15 protein-coding genes and 2 tRNA genes are annotated in these 17,333 nt (G+C 70.8%); 5 read left to right on the forward strand and 12 right to left on the reverse strand.

All coding sequences use genetic code 11. The annotated features are described in order from the left end of the window. Positions 1-56: 56 nt before the first annotated feature. Positions 57-473, forward strand: a complete 417-nt coding sequence (locus tag IE206_RS15460) for a Fur family transcriptional regulator (RefSeq protein ID WP_189962731.1) — start codon at positions 57-59, stop codon at positions 471-473. 183 nt (positions 474-656) lie between these two features. On the opposite strand, the gene IE206_RS15465 is transcribed toward IE206_RS15460, so the two are convergent. The 4 genes from IE206_RS15465 to IE206_RS15480 all read right to left on the reverse strand — a co-directional run bounded on the left by IE206_RS15465 (position 657) and on the right by IE206_RS15480 (position 5,948). Beyond that, positions 657-730 (reverse strand) — tRNA-Met (locus IE206_RS15465). A 75-nt stretch (positions 731-805) separates the two neighbouring features. Further along, positions 806-2,638 (reverse strand): tetratricopeptide repeat protein, encoded by a 1,833-nt coding sequence (locus tag IE206_RS15470; RefSeq protein ID WP_189962732.1) that lies wholly within the window; start codon positions 2,636-2,638, stop codon positions 806-808. Positions 2,639-2,878: 240 nt separating this feature from the next. Continuing rightward, positions 2,879-2,952 (reverse strand) — tRNA-Met (locus tag IE206_RS15475). Between the two features lie 113 nt (positions 2,953-3,065). Continuing rightward, positions 3,066-5,948, reverse strand: a complete 2,883-nt coding sequence (locus IE206_RS15480; RefSeq protein ID WP_189962881.1) for a UPF0182 family membrane protein — start codon at positions 5,946-5,948, stop codon at positions 3,066-3,068. A gap of 135 nt (positions 5,949-6,083) precedes the next feature. On the opposite strand from IE206_RS15480, the gene IE206_RS15485 reads away from it, so the two are divergent. Beyond that, positions 6,084-6,629, forward strand: a complete 546-nt coding sequence (locus IE206_RS15485) for a PPA1309 family protein (protein ID WP_053730037.1) — start codon at positions 6,084-6,086, stop codon at positions 6,627-6,629. Between the two features lie 25 nt (positions 6,630-6,654). Here the strand turns inward: IE206_RS15485 and IE206_RS15490 are convergent, their stop codons facing one another. From IE206_RS15490 to IE206_RS15505, 4 genes are all read right to left on the reverse strand, one after another. Continuing rightward, positions 6,655-7,743, reverse strand: a complete 1,089-nt coding sequence (locus IE206_RS15490; protein ID WP_189962733.1) for a YlbL family protein — start codon at positions 7,741-7,743, stop codon at positions 6,655-6,657. 109 nt (positions 7,744-7,852) lie between these two features. Further along, positions 7,853-8,023 carry a hypothetical protein gene (locus IE206_RS15495; RefSeq protein ID WP_189962734.1) on the reverse strand — a complete coding sequence of 57 codons (171 nt, stop codon included), beginning with the start codon at positions 8,021-8,023 and terminating at the stop codon, positions 7,853-7,855. A gap of 209 nt (positions 8,024-8,232) precedes the next feature. Further along, positions 8,233-8,694, reverse strand: a complete 462-nt coding sequence (locus IE206_RS15500; protein WP_189962735.1) for a molybdenum cofactor biosynthesis protein MoaE — start codon at positions 8,692-8,694, stop codon at positions 8,233-8,235. Between the two features lie 78 nt (positions 8,695-8,772). After that, a complete protein-coding gene (locus IE206_RS15505; protein ID WP_189962736.1) occupies positions 8,773-9,879 on the reverse strand; it encodes an SDR family oxidoreductase in 1,107 nt (368 codons plus the stop codon). 189 nt (positions 9,880-10,068) lie between these two features. Here IE206_RS15505 and IE206_RS15510 point away from each other — a divergent pair, with 189 nt between their 5' ends. Next, positions 10,069-11,523 (forward strand): zinc-dependent metalloprotease, encoded by a 1,455-nt coding sequence (locus IE206_RS15510; protein WP_189962737.1) that lies wholly within the window; start codon positions 10,069-10,071, stop codon positions 11,521-11,523. After that, positions 11,520-12,041: an NUDIX hydrolase gene (locus IE206_RS15515; protein WP_189962738.1), complete on the forward strand. Its 522-nt coding sequence runs from the start codon at positions 11,520-11,522 to the stop codon at positions 12,039-12,041. The genes IE206_RS15510 and IE206_RS15515 overlap by 4 nt, the downstream gene beginning before the upstream one ends. Positions 12,042-12,122: 81 nt before the next feature. On the opposite strand, the gene IE206_RS15520 is transcribed toward IE206_RS15515, so the two are convergent. The 4 genes from IE206_RS15520 to IE206_RS15535 form a co-directional block, all read right to left on the reverse strand. Next, positions 12,123-12,878, reverse strand: coding sequence for an AIM24 family protein (locus tag IE206_RS15520; RefSeq protein WP_189962739.1), 756 nt, complete (start codon positions 12,876-12,878; stop codon positions 12,123-12,125). 13 nt (positions 12,879-12,891) lie between these two features. Then, positions 12,892-13,572: an AIM24 family protein gene (locus tag IE206_RS15525; RefSeq protein WP_053729892.1), complete on the reverse strand. Its 681-nt coding sequence runs from the start codon at positions 13,570-13,572 to the stop codon at positions 12,892-12,894. A gap of 13 nt (positions 13,573-13,585) precedes the next feature. Next, the gene (locus tag IE206_RS15530; RefSeq protein ID WP_189962740.1) at positions 13,586-15,256 is read right to left on the reverse strand and encodes a TerD family protein; all 1,671 of its coding nucleotides are present in this window, start codon (positions 15,254-15,256) and stop codon (positions 13,586-13,588) included. A 106-nt stretch (positions 15,257-15,362) separates the two neighbouring features. Continuing rightward, entirely contained in the window at positions 15,363-15,959 is a 597-nt protein-coding gene (locus tag IE206_RS15535; RefSeq protein WP_189962741.1) for a M48 metallopeptidase family protein, read from the reverse strand. Between the two features lie 225 nt (positions 15,960-16,184). Between IE206_RS15535 and IE206_RS15540 the strand changes: the two genes are divergently transcribed. After that, positions 16,185-17,318 carry a ThiF family adenylyltransferase gene (locus IE206_RS15540; RefSeq protein ID WP_189962882.1) on the forward strand — a complete coding sequence of 378 codons (1,134 nt, stop codon included), beginning with the start codon at positions 16,185-16,187 and terminating at the stop codon, positions 17,316-17,318. Positions 17,319-17,333 lie beyond the last annotated feature (15 nt).

The raw sequence follows: 17,333 nt of genomic DNA on the forward strand, positions 1-17,333 counted from the left end.
CATCCAAAGCCACACCTGTTCAGAACTGGCCCCCCCTCCCTGTTAGGCTGGCCTTTATGAGTGACCTGTTGGAGCGACTGCGCGGCCGCGGCTGGCGCATGACCGCACAGCGGCGCGTCGTGGCCGAGGTCCTCGACGGCGACCACGTGCACCTGACCGCGGACGAAGTCCATGCCCGCGCCGTGGAACGGCTGCCCGAGATCTCCCGGGCGACGGTGTACAACACCCTGGGCGAGTTGGTGTCCCTCGGCGAGATCCTTGAGGTGTCCACGGACCGCCGCGCCAAGCGCTACGACCCGAACGCGCACCGGCCGCACCAGCACCTGGTCTGCGCCGAGTGCGGCGCGATCCGCGACGTCCACCCGCAGGGCAACCCGCTGGCCGACCTCCCCGACACCGAGCGCTTCGGCTTCACGATCGCGGCCGTCGAGGTCACCTACCGCGGCACCTGCCCGAACTGCGCGGCGGCCTGACCCACAGCGGAAGCGGCCCGACCGACCCGCCCCTGAACACGAAGAAGCCCTCCGGCCGGCGGCCGGAGGGCTTCACTTCTGTCTACGTCCGCCCATGAGCGGTTCGGATGTGTCCGCCTACGAACGGTTCAGAAAATGACTGAGGCCCGAATTCCCCAAAGAATTCGGGCCTCAGCCTGTAAGTAGCGGGGACAGGATTTGAACCTGCGACCTCTGGGTTATGAGCCCAGCGAGCTACCGAGCTGCTCCACCCCGCGTCGGTGAACACAACCTTACGGGACGCCGCCGACCAGCGCAAATCTGTTCCCCACCTGCGGAAACCCCCGAATCCGCTAAGCCGTGAGCTCCTGGTGGAGTGCCTCGCGCAGCCGCGCGGCCCGCTCGGCGACCTCCGCCGGGCCCAGCTCGACCGCCTTCGCGCACCAGCGCTGCCCCTCGGCCAGCTCGCCGTGGCGGGCGGCGAGCAGGGCCAGGCGCAGCGCGGCCCGGCCGTGCCCGGCGTGGGCGGCGCGGGACCACCACAGGGCGGCCTCGCGCTCGCGGCCCTCGCGGGCGAGCAGCAGCCCGAGGTTGAAGGCGCCGTTGCGGCTGCCCGCCTCGGCGGCCTCCCCGTACCAGCGCGCGGCAGCCTCCAGGTCGCCCCGGGCCGCGGCCAGCATGCCGACCCGGACCTGGGCCCGGCGGTGGCCCTGCTGCGCGGCCCGCTCGTACCACTCCTCGCACTCGGTCTTCTCCGCCATCGGCTCGCCAAGGGCGGGCGGCCCCGGCGGGGGCTGGCGTGCGTCGAGGAGGGTGGCGAGCCGGAAGGCGGCCTCGGCGCTGCCGCCGCCCGCCGCGCACCGCAGATGGCGCTCGGCGGCCTGCTCCTCGCCGTCCCGCAGCAGTGCGATGCCGACCTGGAGGGCCGCGTCGGTGTGCCCGGCGGCGGCGGCCCGCTCGTACCACTTCAGGGCCGTACGGTCCTCGTCGCGGCCGGCGAAGAGGATGCCGAGGTTGAAGGCGGCGTCCACGCTGCCGGCCTCGGCGGCCTTGGAGAACCAGGGCTCGGCGCCCGTCGCGTCGCCGGCCTGGAGCAGCAGGATGGCGAGCGCGTTGGCCGCCTCGCGGTGCCCGGAGTAGGCCGCCCTGCGGTACCACTGCTCGGCCTGGGCGGTGCGGTTCTGGGCGGCGCAGAGCAGCCCGAGGTTGTACGCCCCGTTCACGTCACCGGCGCCCATCGCCTCGCGGTACCAGCGCTCGGCGGTCTGCTGCTCGCCCCGCGCCGCGTGCAGCGCGCCCAGGGCGTTGGCCGCGTTGCCGTCGCCGTCCTGGGCGGCGCGCAGCCACCACACGGCGGCGCTCTCCTCGTCGCCCGCGTCGCGCAGCAGGAAGCCGAGCGCGCAGGCGGCCTTGGCCTCGCCGTCCTTGGCTGACGTCAGGTACCAGCGGCCGGCCTCCTTGAGCTCGCCGCGCTTCTCCAGGATCGCGCCGAGGTGCAGGGCGGCCCGGCGGTGGCCGCGGGCGGCGGCCTGCCGGTACCAGGGCTCGGCCTCGTCGGACGACCCCTCGCCTTCCGGCGCCTGGTCGACAGCGATGTCACCGGGGCCTTCGCCGGTCGCCTCGCCGTCACCACGCCCGTCCAGGAGGCGGGCAAGACGGTAGGCGGCCTCGCGGTGGCCCTGTTCGGCGGCGGCGCGCAGCCAGCGCTCGGCGCCGACGTCGCTGCGGTGCTCCAGGAGGTCGGCGAGCGCGTACGCGCCGAGCGCGTGGCCCTGTTCGGCGGACTGGCGCAGCCAGTACTCGGCGGCCGGCTCGTCGCCGCGCTCGCGGTAGTGCCGGCCGAGCGCGTGCGCGGCGGCGGCGGATCCGGCGACGGCGGCGATGCGCCACCAGCCGGCCGCCTCGTCCGCGTAGCCGCGCTGATGGAGCAGGACACCCAGGTTGTTGGCGGCGGCCCGGTCGCCCTCGGCGGTGGCGCCGCGCAGATAGGGCTCGGCGCTGTCGAGATCGCCGCGGCGCAGCAACAGGGAGCCGAGCACGCTCATCGACTCGACGTCGCCGCCGTCGGCGGCACGCCGGTGCCGCGCCTCGGTCTCGGCGTCAGCGGTGTCAGCATCCTCATCGGAGCGTGTCTGCACAAACCGCCCTGTCTCCAACAGAGTTGCCCTGTCCCCCATAAATACCATCGTCGCACCACCCGCAACCCGCGTACACCTGGTATACCGCAGCCAGTGAGGTCACTTCAGCGTTTTGTCGACATGCCCACAGAGAGACAAGCCAAACCCGTTGTACCCAACTCCCCCTGGGAAGACCAGTTTTCATACCGGAAGGTTCCAGCCACCGCTAATCGGACAAGCTCGGCGGACTTCGGCGTGAACGCAACGAGGGCCCGGATCCTTGAAAGGATCCGGGCCCTCGTCAGTGAGTAGCGGGGACAGGATTTGAACCTGCGACCTCTGGGTTATGAGCCCAGCGAGCTACCGAGCTGCTCCACCCCGCGTCGGTGAACACAACGCTACCACGGTGTGAAGTGGCCCCCTGACCAGCACGGACCGGAGCCGACCCGGGGTGCCCGGGTCAGCTCCGGCCCGGCCGGTCGGCTCTTCGACTGCGTCAGCTCTTCGGCTGGGCCGCCTTCTCCGCGTCGGCCGCCTTCTGCAGGGCGTCCTGCAGCGCCTTCTGGGCGTCGCCGTAGGCCTTCCAGTCACCCTTGGCGAGCGCCTTCTGGCCGTCGTCGTACGCCTTCTGCGCGTCCTTGATGGCCTGGTCCACCGTCGCGTTGCCGGAGGCCGGCGGTGTGGTCGTGGGTGGCGTGGTGGGCGGTGTCGTCGAGGGCGGCGGGGTGGCCCCGTCGGCGCCGAAGACCGCGCTGAGCGCGTCTGCCAGGTTGTCCTTGAAGACGGTCCTGTCGCCGTAGGAGACGCCGACCTTCTTCAGGAGCGGGTAGTTGGCGCTGCCACCGCGTGCGTACACCGGCTCGATGTAGAGGAATCCCCCGCCGAGCGGCACGGTCAGCAGATTGCCGTAGTCGATCTCGGAGTCGGTGCCTCTCAGGTTCCGTACGAACTCGGCGACTTCGGGCAGACCGTTCAGCTTGCTCTGCACCTGTTGCGGGCCCTGCACGTTGTCGGTGACCCGGAGCAGTCTGATCTTGCCGTAGTCCTTGCTCGCGGCATCGGCGTCGATCGCCATGAACCCGCCCAGGTTGGGCCGGCCGTTGGGAGTGAACGTCGTGGTGAGCGAGAACTTCTTGCCCTCGGCCTCGGCGCCCGGCATCTTCATGGACAGGTAGTACGGCGGGACCGCGCTGTTGTCCTTGTTGGTCGGGTCGTCCGGCACCTGCCAGGCGTCACTGCCGCTGTAGAACTGCGCGGGGTTGGTGACGTGGTAGCGGGTGAGCAGCTCGCGCTGGACCTTGAACATGTCCTGCGGGTAGCGCAGGTGCCCGAGCAGGTCGCCCGGGATCGCCGACTTGGCCTTCACCGTGCCGGGGAACGCCTTCATCCAGGTCTTGAGGACCGGGTCCTTGTCGTCCCACTGGTACAGCGTGACCGTGCCGTCGTAGGCGTCCACGGTCGCCTTCACCGAGTTGCGGATGTAGTTGACCTGGTTCTGCTGGGCCATCACCGCGCGCTGGTTGTCGGTCAGCGAGTCGGTGGTGGTCTCGCCGAGCGTGGTGCGCGAGGCGTAGGGGTAGCCGTTGGTCGTCGTGTACGCGTCGACGACCCACTGGATGCGCTTGCCGACGACCGCCGGGTAGGCGTCGCCGTCGATGGTCAGCCAGGGGGCGACCGCCTCCACGCGCTCCTTGGGGGTGCGGTTGTAAAGGATCTTCGAGCCGTTGCCGATGGCTCCCGAGTACAGGATCTGCGGCTCGCTGAAGGTCACGGCGTACGCGGCCCGGTTGAACGGGTTGGACAGGCTCACCCCGCCCTTGCCCTGGAAGCTCGTCGTGACCTGGCCCTTGCCCTCGCTCTCGTAGTCGAGCTCCTTCTGGGGGCCGCCGACGATCGAGTACTGGTCGGTCTTCTCTCCGTAGTAGACGCGCTGCTCGTAGCCGGAGTCGAGCTGGCCGGTGGTGGGGATCCCGGACTCCGTGAAGTCCGGCGCGCCGTTGTCGTCCACGCCGGTGCCCTTGGCCGCGATCGCGCCGAAGCCGTGGGTGTAGGTGAAGTGGTCGTTGATCCAGTTGCGCTTGTCGATGCCCTTGAGGTTCAGCTCGCGCAGACCGATGACGGTGTCCTGCTCCTTGCCGTCCTTGTCCTTGTAGCGGTCCACGTCCAGCGTCGAGGGGAACTGGTAGTACTTCCGCTCCTGCTGGAGCTGCTGGAAGGCGGGCGAGACGACGTTGGGGTCGATGAGCCGGTAGCTGGCCGCCGTGTCGGCCGCCGAGCGCAGCTTCGGGTTGTCCTTGGCGTCGGTGGTGCCCTTGTAGTCCGTCACATCCGCGTTGTCGATGCCGTACGCCTTGCGGGTGGCGTCGATGTTCTTCTGGATGTACGGGGCTTCCTTGGCCTGCTCGTTGGGCTGGACCTGGAACTTCTGCACGATCGCCGGGTAGAGCCCGCCGATCAGGATCGCGGAGAGCACCATCAGGCCGAAGCCGATGACGGGCAGCTGCCAGGTGCGGCGCCACAGGGTGGCGAAGAACAGCACGGCGCAGATGACCGCGATGCAGAACAGGATCGTCTTCGCCGGGAGGTAGGCGTTGGCGTCGACGTACCGAAGGCCCGTCCAGTTGTTGGTCGCCTTGAAGTCACTGGACTTGACCGCCAGGCCGTACCGGTCCAGCCAGTACGCCACGGCCTTGAGGACCACGAAGACGCCGAGCAGCACCGAGAGGTGCCCGGTGGCCGCTCCCGTGGCGCGCGCGCCGGGGCTGGTGATGCGCAGGCCGCCGTACAGGTAGTGCGTCAGGGCGGCGGCGATGAGCGACAGGACGGCGGCGGCGAAGCCGAAGCCGAGCATGAAGCGGTACCAGGGCAGGTCGAAGGCGTAGAACGACACGTCCAGATGGAACTGGGGGTCCTTCTGGCCGAACGGCACCCCGTTGACCCACATCAGCCAGGTGCGCCACTGACCGGAGGCGGAGGCGCCGGCGATGAGCCCGACGAGCGCGGTGATCCCGAGCAGCATCCACTTCTTGTACGGGGCGATGCCCATCCGGTAGCGGTCGAGGCTCTGCTGCTCCAGGGACATCGCGCTGAGCGGCGGCCGCAGCCGGTGCGCCAGCCAGATGTTCAGGCCGACGGCCACCGCCATCAGCAGCCCGAAGACGCAGAACAGTCCGATCTTCGTCCACAGCTGTGTGGTGAAGACCGACGAGTAGTGGACCGAGCGGTACCAGAGCCAGTCGGTCCAGAACCCCGCGAACATGACGAAGGCCATGGCAAGCACGGCCAGAATGCCCAGTGTCATGAGCAGGGTCCGGACCCGGCGGGACGGCCGGCCGACTCTGATCCGTGGCCCGGACGGGCCTGAGCCGCGGTCCGGCATCTGGAAAGCCAAGGTGCGCACCTCGAAGTTCGCTGTCGTATGGGCGGGCCCAGCGATCGTAGAGCCCACTCATGCAACTTACTGAGGCTTTACTCAGTTCCCGATCGGGGGGTGAAAGAGGGCAGGATGTTGTCCATGTCCAACGTTTCCCCCTCCGGCCCTCCGATGGCCGCGAGCCCGCTCACCCGCGCGGTGCTCGAAATCGACGAGTACGCATCCGGTCTGGGCTGGGACAAGCCGGCCCGCCTCTTCGCGCTCGTCGACACCGCGAAGCTCCGTGCCCAGGCACCGGGCCTGGTCTCCACCGCCGACGACGCCCAGGTCTCCGGGCTGACCCCGATCGAGCAGGAGGAGATCCCGCGGAACAAGCCGCTGGACAAGTTCCTCGGCACCATCGCGTGGCCCGACTCGGTGGCCGGCTGCGCGCTCACGGTGGAGCGCCTGATGCTGCCGCCGTCCGCCGAGACCTCCGTGCCCGAGGGCCTCGGCGACAAGGAGCTCGCCAAGTGGGTGGCCACGCACCCCGACCGCCAGGAGGTCCGGATGACGGTGGCGGTGCTGCGCGGCGGCGCCCGCGAGTCCGCCATCCGGCTGCGCGAGAAGGACTCTCCTACGGAGGTGCTCACCGGCCCCGACCTGGTGCCGGGCCTCGCCGAGGCGCTGGCCGCGACCTTCGCCTAGCGCACCTGCGGGGGCGCGGCCGGCATCACTTGGCCGAGCAGCTCGGCAGTCCGGCCGTGTCCCCCGTGCGGATCTTGTCCAGGGACTGCCGGGCGTCGTGGATGGTGTCGACCTTCACCAGGGTGAGGCCCGAGGGGGTGTCGGAGGCGGCGGCCGCGCAGTTGTCCCTGGGCGTCAGGAAGTAGCGGGCGCCCGCCTGGCGCGCGCCGATCAGCTTCATCTCGATGCCGCCGATCGGGCCGACCTTGCCGGTGTCGTCGATCGTGCCGGTGCCGGCGACGAACTTTCCGCCGGTCAGATCCTCGGGCGTCAGCTTGTCGACGATGCCGAGCGAGAACATGAGCCCCGCGCTGGGCCCGCCGACGTCGGCGAGCTTGATGTCGACGGTGAACGGGAAGGCATGGTCGGTCCCGGCCTGGATGCCGACGATGGCACGGTCGCCGTCCTGCGCCTTCTCGGTGGTGATGGTGAGCTTCTCGCCGCCCTCGGGCTCCTTGCCCGCCTTCTTGGCGGCCTCCGCCTCCTTGGCGGGGATGATCGTGAAGACCACGTTCTGGCCGGGCTTGTGCTTGGTGACCAGGCTTGCGACGTCGGCCGGCTTGGTGATCGGGGCGCCGTCGACGGCCTTGATGGCGTCGCCCGCGTGCAGCTTGCCCTCGGCCGGACTGCCCTTGACCACCGAGGAGACGATGACCCAGCTCTTGACCGGGATGGACAGCTCGTTCAGGGCCGCCACCTTGGCGCTCTCCTGGGACTGGCTGAACTCCTCGGCGTTCTCCTGGTTGGACTGCTCGTCGGTCTTGCCGTCCGGGTAGAGCGTGTCGTGCGGGACGACCACGCTGTCGTGCGCGAGCCAGCCGTAGACGGCCTCGACGAGGTTCATCCGGTAGTCCGCACCGGTGACCCTGACCGTCGTCATGTTGAGGTGACCGGTCGTCGGGTAGGTCTTGCGGCCGGAGATCTGCAGCACCGGCTCGCCGCCGGAGTCGCCGAGCGTGTTCACGGTGGGCCCGGGAGACATCTCGGAGTACGGCACTTTGATGAGCACCCCGGCGCAGAGCAGCGCGATCAGCACGAGGGTGGAGGCGAGCATCGTCGCGGTGCGGCGTGGCATGGAACGACAGTACGGGACCGATCTGTGCGCCCACCCCCGGGTCCGGTCCGTACGGGGACCGTTGGCGATCGCGTACGAAACCAGGGCGCCTTGCGCCGGTCGGGAACGCTCAGACGGCGTCGGTTCCGGAGTGCGATTTCGCCATCGCTTCTCGGAACCGGCTGTACCCGGCGAGTTCGGCAACATCGCCGGACGTGCGATCGCGGGCGGCCCAGGTCGCCCATATCGCCGCGCCGACAGCAGCGAAAAGCGGAATCAGCAGCCACAGGAGTGCAGCCATTCCGACCTCCCGTCCCCAATGAGCGACCGTAACTGACAGATCAGCAGATTAGTCATCTGCCACTCCAACGCTCAGGCCAGGGGTGCGGTTACGCAAATCGGGGCGCAAGGCACCCGACAGGGTTTCAGCCACGCGCACCGCGTCAGCAGCCGTACGGAAGCCGCCGGCAGGCCCTCACCCGCGCCCGACCGCCCCCCTCGACGACGGCGCTACGCGCCGACCCATTCCTCCGTGCCGTCCGAAAACTTCTGGTGCTTCCAGATCGGGACCTCGTGCTTCAGGGCGTCGATCAGCTTGCGGCAGGCCTCGAAGGCCTCCCCGCGGTGTGGGCAGGAGACGGCGACGACGACCGCGATATCGCCGACGGCCAGATCACCCACACGGTGGACGGCGGCCAGCGCGCGGACCGGATATTCGGCGACGACCTTTTCGGCCACCCGGCGCATCTCCGCCTCGGCGCTGGGGTGGCAGGAGTACCCGAGCGTGTCGACGTCCGTGCCGCCGTCGTGGTTGCGCACGGTGCCGACGAAGAGCGTGGTGCCGCCCGCCGCGAAGTCGCCCGAAGCCGCGAAGACCTCGTCGACGGAGATCGGGGTGTCGCGGATCGCCAGGAGGCGGATCGGGTCCTGCGCCGCCTGCTCACCGGGGTGGTCGGGGTACGTGCGTGCCATGTTCCCATCGTGCCGTACGGCGCCGACATCCCGGAATAGCTCTTTCGACCGGGGCCCGCGCGCCCGTGTAGGAGGGTCCTACAGCCCCCGGCGCTTGCGGGCCCTGCGCACCACCGCGGCGGCGCCGAGCAGCGCGACCGTGGCGCCCGCGGCACCCGCGGCGGTGGCGTCCTTGCGGCCGAGCCTGCGGCCCGCGACGGTGTGCCGGCCTGCGACCTCTTCGAGGAGCTCGGCGAGGACCTCCTCGTTGGTCCAGCGCGGCCGCCAGCCCGCGTCGTGCAGCCGCCCGACGCTCACCACCCATGGGTGCATCGTGTACGCGAGGTCACCGGCGGGCGAGGGCGTGAGGCCGATCCGGTGCAGCCGGGCCGCCGCGCCCAGGGCCACCGCCGAGGGCAGCTCCATGCGGCGGATGCCGCTGAGCTCCTCGACCTCCTCCTGCTCCAGCCACCCGTCGCAGCCGACGGCGAACTCTCCGTCGACCTTCTCCAGCGCGGCGTACTCCAGCGCGCTGCACAGGTCCTCGACATGGCAGAACTGCCAGGTCGGACGGGATCCGGCGACGACCAGGAGGCGCGGCGACTCGAAGTACCGGGTGAGGGCTGTGTCAGTACCGCCCACCAGGACGGCGGGCCTTACCACCGTGACGTTCAGGCCGGGGTGGGCGCGGGGTGCGCGGCGCCCCAGGCGCTCGATCTCCAGGAGGTCGCCGACTCCGGTCGCCTCGGCGGTGGCCCGCAGCTCGGCGTCCTCGGAGAGCGGGATGTCGTTGTCGGGCAGCGCCCCGTAGACCATCGCCGAGGTGCAGAGCACGACCCGGTGGACGCCGGCCGCGGCCGCGGCGGTCAGCACGGTCTGGGTGCCGCGCACGTTGTAGGCGGTGCGGGCCGCCGAGTCGGTCTCCAGGTCGAGGTCGAGCGCCAGGTGCACGACGACGTCGGCGCCCTTCAGCTTCTCGGCGATCGCCGGGTCCCGTACGTCCAGGATGTGCCAGGTCGCCTCGGAGACCTCGCCCCGCCGCTCGTCGATGGCGACGACCTGCTTGACCTCCTCGGACGCGGCGAGCCGCGAGGTCAGCAGGGCGCCGATCCCGGACGCGGCACCGGTCACGGCGACGACGGGGCCGCGCGATGTTGAGGTTGAGAGGTTTCGCGCTGCGCGAACCTGTGGATCTGGGGAACTCACCGGGCGTCTCCAGCGGTTGTCTTCAGTACGTACGTTAATGACGCGTACGTACCAGGTGGCGTCCATCCTGCCGCAGGCCGCGAGGCTGCGGAGCACCGAGCCCTTATCCGGTTCGGATGTCTACGCTGGTCTTGTTGTGGGGAAGCCGCCGTCGGCAGTAGCCGGCGGCCTGACGAGCCGAGGAAACCCGTGAGTGACACCCCATTCGGATTCGGCCTTCCGCCGGAGGAGCCGGACAACGGCGACGGCAAGAAGAAGGACCCTGCCGGAGGTGGTCAGGGTGCCGGTGGCCAGGGCGGCAACCCCTTCGGCTTCCCGGGCGCGGGCGGCGGCGGGGACAACCCGTTCGCCGCGATGTTCGGTTCGATGAACCCGAACGATCTGGGCGCCGCCTTCCAGCAGCTCGGCCAGATGCTCAGCTACGAGGGCGGTCCCGTGAACTGGGACATGGCCAAGCAGATCGCCCGCCAGACGGTCGCCCAGGGCGCCGCCGACGGCACCAAGGACGAGAGCATCGGTCCCGCCGAGCGCGCCGCCGTCGAAGAGGCCGTACGCCTGGCCGACCTGTGGCTGGACGACGCGACGTCGCTGCCCTCGGGCTCCACCACCGCTGTGGCGTGGAGCCGCGCGGAGTGGGTCGAGGCCACCCAGCCCGCCTGGAAGGAACTGGTCGACCCGGTCGCCGAGCGCGTCGGCGCGGCCATGGGCGGCGTCCTGCCCGAGGAGATGCAGGCCATGGCCGGCCCGCTGATCGGCATGATGCGCTCCATGGGCGGCGCCATGTTCGGCCAGCAGATCGGGCAGGCCGTGGGCACGCTCGCGGGCGAGGTGGTCGGCTCGACCGACATCGGCCTTCCGCTCGGCCCGGCCGGCAAGGCCGCGCTGCTGCCGCTGAACATCGAGGCGTTCGGCAAGGACCTGGGCGTTCCCAAGGACGAGATCCGGCTCTACCTGGCCCTGCGCGAGGCCGCCCACCAGCGGCTCTTCGCCCATGTGCCGTGGCTGCGCTCGCACCTGTTCGGCGCCGTCGAGGGCTATGCGCGCGGCATCAAGGTCGACACCGCGAAGCTGGAGGACGCCGTCGGCCAGCTCGACGTGTCGAACCCGGAGCAGCTTCAGGAGGCCCTCCAGCAGGGCATGTTCCAGCCGGAGGACACCCCCGAGCAGAAGGCCGCCCTGGCCCGCCTGGAGACGGCCCTCGCGCTGGTCGAGGGCTGGGTCGACGCGGTGGTCCACGCGGCCGCCAAGCCCCGGCTGACCTCGGCGGACGCGCTGCGCGAGATGCTGCGCAGGCGCCGGGCGACCGGCGGCCCGGCCGAGCAGACCTTCGCCACCCTGATCGGCCTGGAGCTGCGGCCGCGCCGACTGCGGGACGCCTCGCGCCTGTGGGCCTCGCTCACCGATGCGCGCGGTGTGGACGGGCGGGACGACCTGTGGGAGCACCCGGACATGCTGCCGACCGCCTCCGACCTGGACGACCCGGACGGCTTCGTGCACCGCGAGCACCTCGACTTCTCGGAGCTCGACAAGATGCTGGGCGAGGCCGCCGAGCAGAACGGCCCGTCCCTGAAGAAGGACAAGGGCGCCGAGGCCGACGAGAAGACCGACGGCTCCGACGACGGCAAGGGCGATTCCGACAAGTGACGCTGCACGACGACGCGGTCCTCGTACTGAAGGCGTACGAGGACCAGGCCGAGCTGCGCCAGGCCTACCTGGACCATCTCTCCGCGCACCCCGACGGCATGTGGAAGGCCTGCGAGGCGGGCCACCTCACGGCGAGTGCCCTGGTCATCGACCCGGAGCAGGGCCGGGTGCTGCTCACGCTGCACAAGAAGCTCAACATGTGGCTCCAGATGGGCGGCCACTGCGAGCCGGGCGACGCCACGGTGGCGGCGGCCGCGCTGCGCGAGGCCGAGGAGGAGTCCGGCATCGCCGGGCTCACGCTGCTCGCGGGCGGCCCGGTCCGCCTCGACCGGCATCCGATCCCGGCCCCCTGCCACTGGCACCTGGACGTCCAGTATGCGGCGCTCGCCCCGGCCGGCGCGGTCGAGGCGATCAGCGACGAGTCCCTGGACCTGCGCTGGTTCGGCTACGACGAGGTGGCCGCGGTCGCCGACACGTCGGTGGTCAACCTCCTCGAGGCGACCCGCGCGCGGCCGTAGCGGGAGACGGGTCCGGCTCCAACTGGCATAGAAGTAAGGGGCGTTCGCCATGGCGAACGCCCCTTACCCGTGCCCTGAAGCCTAGCTCCAGGCGTTGCCCTGGTTCTGCGCGTGGACGCCCTGCTGGCCCATGCCGTACTGGGCGCGCAGGCCCTGGCCGATCATCGCGTTCTGCGGCGGCAGCACCTCGCTCGGCTGGACGAGGGCGAAACCCTGGCCCAGGAAGCTCAGTTCCCAGCCCTCGCCCGTGTTGCCGCGGCGCCGCCAGACGCCCGTGGAGTGCGTCTGCGCCTGCATCTGGACCCGCAACGAGGTCGACCAGGCCACGATCGCGTCCGCGTCGGCGTTGACGTACTTTTCGGGCGTGACCTGGAGCATCAGCGGCTGGCCCGAGGTCATCAGGACGACCTTGCCGGTGCCGGTGATGTTGAGCTGGTACTTGCCGGTGCCGGAGATGCCGTACTGGCTGTCCACGGCGATGACTTCGTGGTGCAGCGAGGAGTCCATCGCGAGGACGTAGCCGCTGTCGACGGTCAGGCCGTCCCGGTCGACGTCCACCACGTGGACGTGCTGGGCCAGGTTGGCCAGGTAGACCGTGCCCTGGCCCGAGATGCGCATCAGGTCCAGGCCCTCGCCGGTGCGGGCGCGGGCATTGCGCTGGCCGTTCGACTGGTACTCGCCGTCGAATTCCATCAGCCCCTGGTAGGCGACCATCGAGCCCTTGCGGGCGAGGAGGTCGTCGTGGCCGGTGAGCACGGCCCGCAGCATCTGCGGGTTCTGCGCCGTGTACCGCTCCTGGGACTGCTGCTCGGTGTAGCTGAAAAGCGGGCTCTGCATGGTGTCTCTCCCCCTAGCCCCGGGCCCGCAGGCGGTCCGTGCTGTCCTCACTCGGCTGTACGACGACGATGCCCTGGCCCGAGAAGGCCATCTGGAACGCCTCTCCACTGCCCCGGCCGATCAGCGAGGACGCCTTGAAGCTGCGCTTGCCCTTCACCTTCAGGTTCGGGGACCAGGCGACCAGGGCGTCCGGGTCGACGTACGTCTCGTCCTCGCCGCTGCCGCAGTCGACGACGACCGGGGTGCCGCGCGAGGTCAGGGCGACCCAGCCGGTGCCGGAGATCTTCACGTTGAACAGGCCCTGGCCCGCGAACTTGGCGAGCCCCTTGACCCGTTCGACGCCCCACTGGAGGCTCGCGTCGAAGGCGAGCACATTGGTGCCGTTGACGGAGATCGCGTCGTTGTTGAGGTTGACGATCACGACATTGGCGCCGTAGTCGGCGAGGTAGAGCAGGCCGTCGCCGGTGCACTTCATGAGGGGCGCGCCCTCACCGGTGATCCAGTCCCGCGCCATCTGGCGCACGGCCGGCGGGTTGGGCTCGTACTGGATGAAGCCCTCGTAGGCGACCATCGAGCCGACCCGGGCGAGCAGGTCCTGGCCGGTGGCCATGGCCACCTTGAGCATCGCGCTGCCGTGGTTCTCCATCCGGGCCGCGACGGGGGTCGGGGCATAGCCCGCGAGTTGCTGGTTCATTGTCCGGGCTCCCTCAGACCTCGTACGGCTGGACGACGATGAAGTTGCCGGGGGCTCCCCGGAACTGGAGATTGACGGACTCGCCGCTGTGCCCCGGATAGGCGTTGCGGCGCAGTCGTACCTGGCTGGAGACGATCACCTGGGACGCGGCGGACCAGGCGACGATCGCGTCGCTGTCGGCGAAGGTGGTCGGCGTGACCGGCAGCACCACCGGGGTGCCGTGGGTCATCACGACGACCGTGCCGGTGCCCTGGAACAGCATGGTGAACAGGGCGCCGCCGGGGATGCCGTGCCCCTCGATGCGGCGGACCTCGTACTGGAGCGACTCGTCGAAGGCCAGGACGTGCTCGGCGGAGACGCAGATGCCGTCGCCCTGGAGCTCGATGGGGTGCAGATAGGCGCTGTTCTCGGCGAGGAAGACCTGGCCGCGGCCGGAGCAGCGCATCAACTGCATTTCCTGGCCGGTCGCGTTGCCGACGATCCGGCCCGCGAAGCCGGCTCCCTTGTAGCCGAAGTCGACCTTGCCCTGGTACATGACCATGCTGCCCTGGCGGGCCAGGACCGGCTGGCCGCCGGCGCCGAGGTCGACCCGGACCAGCTGCTTGTTCTGCGACGTCCACCGCTGGCCGGTGGGCAGTTCCTTGTACATCTGGATGGCCGCGTGGAGGCCCCCACCGCCCTGGGGCATGCCCTGCGGCTGACCATAGGGCGCGGGCTGCCCATAGGGAGCCGGCTGACCGTACGGAGCGGGGGCGCCCGGCGGCGGTACCTGGCCCGGGACGGGGGCGGGCTGCCGGCCGAACTGGGGCTGCTGCGGCGGCTGTCCGTAAGGGGGCTGCTGCGGCGGCTGTCCGTACGGAGCGGGCGCGGGCGGCGGCACGGTGCCGGGCACCAGGTGCATCGGCGCGGCGATGGTCGGCGCGGCGTGGATCTGGGGGCTGGGCGAGGGGGGCGGCGGGGTGGATCCCTGCGGCGGCGGCGCGTAGTGCTGCGGGGCGGCCGGGGCAGGCGCGGGCGCCGGCACCGGTGCCCCGAAGGAGGGTGCGGGCTGCGCCGGGGCGCCGAACTGCGGGGCGGGCGCGGCGACTTGGGGCGGCGGCGCGAAACCGGGCGTCGCACCCTGCGGCTCCGGCTGCTGCGGGGCCGCGGGCTCCTCCTCCAGGACCTCGCCGCCGAAGTTCTTCAGGAGGGCTTCGAGGCCACCGTCGAAACCCTGGCCGACGGCGGCGAAGCGCCACACGTCCTTCAGATAGAAGTCGCCGAGCATGACGGCCCGCTCGGTGCTGAACTCCGCACCGGTGAAGGAATACCGGACCACTTCCTCGCCACCGGCGACGACCCGGATGTAGCCCGGCCCGACCTGCGACATCTGGCCGGCGCCGTCGAGCGTCGCGGTGAAGGAGAGCTTGTGGATGTTCGCCGGGACGCGGTCCAGGGTGACGCGGAACGACTCGGTGTCACCGGACTGGGGGCCGAGGAGCTGGATAGACTCCTCAGGGGATTTGGGCTGGTTGAAGAAGACGAAGTAACGGTCGTCGGACAGCTGCTCGTTGGCGTCGAGCCCGAAGCAGCTGATGTCGAAGGTCAGCCCGGGACCGCCGATCTGCACGCCTACGTACAGATCCGTCCCTGCCGTGAGATCACTGACCTTGGCCTTGTGGCCGCGCTGGAATTCCCTGGCCATGCGTACCGACCGTCCCCCATCCCGAGGTGATTGCGTCGCGCCAGGCTAACGGCTGCCTCGGACAATCGGCGAAGCCGCTGCACATTCGGTACAGAACCGCCGACTGTCACTCTCCGCGAGCGGCGGGCAGGTGCGGAAGGCGGTCGGCGGCCACCACGCCTTCGAGGTAGCCGCGGGCCCGTTCGGTGCGCGGATAGGCGTCCAGGAGCTGCCAGAACCGGGGGCCGTGGCCGGGCACCAGGAGGTGGGCCAGCTCGTGGACGAGCACATAGTCGACGACGTACTCGGGCATGCCCTGAAGCCGGTGCGAGAGGCGGATGCTGCCCTCGGCCGGGGTGCACGAGCCCCAGCGCGTGTTCTGGTTGGTCACCCAGCGCACGGACGCGGGGCGGGCCCGGCCCTCGAAGTACTGCTCGGAAAGACGCTCGGCGCGCTCGGTCAGTTCCGCGTCGCCCAGCATGCGCTTGCTCTCCTGCGCCGCCAGTTTGTCCAGCATCACCGTGACCCAGCGCTGCTCCTCCGCCTCGGACATCCGGGCCGGGATCAGCACGATGGTGCGGTCGCCCTCGCGGTAGGCGGAGACCGTTCTGCTGCGCCGGGTGCTGCGGCGGACCTCGACCGCGCTCGTCGCCGGACCGCGTGGCGGCAGGCTGGTGGGGCTGCGCGGCGGGCTTCCGGCACTCTGCAGTGGGTCGGCGGGCACGCCCCGACGTTACCCGCTGTCAGTGGGGGAAGTCCCGCCTCCGGGACGGTTGAGCCATGATCCATCCGCCGGGGTGCCGCATTTGAATGACTAATACCCCTCGCCTGTGGACAACTTTTCACGCCCTTCTCCGCGGCCGTGCATTCTGGCCCCATGCCGCGCGACGGCCTGCGATCGGGCAGGTTCCGGGGACGTGCGGACATGCGGGACAACGGGGGTTCGACCATGCATCCGATGCTGAAACCGGCACTGCGCCGGGCTTGGCGGGACCGGCAGACCGTGCAGTTCGGGATCACACCCGCGCAGGCGGTGGTGGTGTCGCCGGTGGATCCGGCGACGGGCCATTTCCTGGAGATGCTCGACGGCACCCAGGGCCTGCCCTTTCTGTACGAGCGGGCCCGCGCCCTGGACCTGCCACCCGGTCAAGTGGACGAGCTGGTGGCCCGGTTGACGGCGGCGGGCGTGGTCGACGATCCGACGGCGGGAGGCCCTGCGGCCGATGCGTTACGGAATCGGTCGGATGCGCTGGAGCGACTACGGCCGGATCTGGCTTCCCTCTCCCTCATCCATCCGGAGCCGGGCGACGCCGCGCGCAGGCTGGCGGGCCGCAGGGCCATACGGGTCCAGGTGCGCGGCGCCGGGCGGGTCGGCGCGACCATCGCCGCGGTGCTCTCGGGCTCCGGGGTGGGCCGGGTCGACGTCCTCGACGGGGGCGTGGCGCAGCCGGGCGATGTGGCGCCGGGCGGGCTGCCCGAGCGGGCCGTCGGCGAGCGGCGGGCAACGGCGGCGGGCCAACTCGTACGGCGGACGGCGCCGGGCGGCCCGCCGCGCCAGGGGCGGGGCGCGGAGCGGGCCCCGCTCTCCCTGATCGTGGTCGCCCCGCGCGAGGCACTCGACGTGTACGCGCCGAACGCGGCGGACGCCGAGGACTGGATCGGGGCCGGAACCCCCCATCTGTACGCGGGAGTTGTGGAGACGACGGGGGTGGTGGGGCCGCTGGTGCTGCCCGGCGGCACCGGGTGCGCGGGATGCCTCTCACTCGGCCGCACGGAGCGCGACCCGGACTGGCCGCGGCTGCTCGCGCAGTGGCGCTCGGGGCGGCAGCGCACCGCCGTACCGGCCTGCGACCTGGCGCTCGCGACGGCGGTGGCGGGTCTCGCGGCCGGGCACGCGCTGGCGTTCCTCGACGGTGATCTTCCGGCGAGTACGGGCAGCCGCTGGGAGGCCTCGCTGCCCCGGCTCGACTGGCGGTCCACACCGATCGAGGCACACCGCGACTGCTTCTGCGGCGCGGTTGGGAACACTCAGGGGGAGCAGGTCTCGGGGCCGGCAGGGCCACACGACACAATGGCCCGGTAACGCCTGCGAGGGCGC

Origin of the sequence: Streptomyces violascens (assembly GCF_014649955.1) — a bacterium.
Classification (GTDB): Bacteria; Actinomycetota; Actinomycetes; order Streptomycetales; family Streptomycetaceae; genus Streptomyces; species Streptomyces violascens.

What these genes read in the sequence shown, in the direction of transcription:
- IE206_RS15530 (WP_189962740.1), bottom strand. Translation starts at nt 15,256, where the DNA reads ATGGCCAGGGAATTCCAGCGCGGCCACAAGGCCAAGGTCAGTGATCTC.
- IE206_RS15460 (WP_189962731.1), top strand. Translation starts at nt 57, where the DNA reads ATGAGTGACCTGTTGGAGCGACTGCGCGGCCGCGGCTGGCGCATGACC.
- IE206_RS15470 (WP_189962732.1), bottom strand. Translation starts at nt 2,638, where the DNA reads ATGGTATTTATGGGGGACAGGGCAACTCTGTTGGAGACAGGGCGGTTT.
- IE206_RS15520 (WP_189962739.1), bottom strand. Translation starts at nt 12,878, where the DNA reads ATGCAGAGCCCGCTTTTCAGCTACACCGAGCAGCAGTCCCAGGAGCGG.
- IE206_RS15525 (WP_053729892.1), bottom strand. Translation starts at nt 13,572, where the DNA reads ATGAACCAGCAACTCGCGGGCTATGCCCCGACCCCCGTCGCGGCCCGG.
- IE206_RS15540 (WP_189962882.1), top strand. Translation starts at nt 16,185, where the DNA reads ATGCATCCGATGCTGAAACCGGCACTGCGCCGGGCTTGGCGGGACCGG.
- IE206_RS15500 (WP_189962735.1), bottom strand. Translation starts at nt 8,694, where the DNA reads ATGGCACGCACGTACCCCGACCACCCCGGTGAGCAGGCGGCGCAGGAC.
- IE206_RS15480 (WP_189962881.1), bottom strand. Translation starts at nt 5,948, where the DNA reads ATGCCGGACCGCGGCTCAGGCCCGTCCGGGCCACGGATCAGAGTCGGC.
- IE206_RS15490 (WP_189962733.1), bottom strand. Translation starts at nt 7,743, where the DNA reads ATGCCACGCCGCACCGCGACGATGCTCGCCTCCACCCTCGTGCTGATC.
- IE206_RS15495 (WP_189962734.1), bottom strand. Translation starts at nt 8,023, where the DNA reads ATGGCTGCACTCCTGTGGCTGCTGATTCCGCTTTTCGCTGCTGTCGGC.
- IE206_RS15485 (WP_053730037.1), top strand. Translation starts at nt 6,084, where the DNA reads ATGTCCAACGTTTCCCCCTCCGGCCCTCCGATGGCCGCGAGCCCGCTC.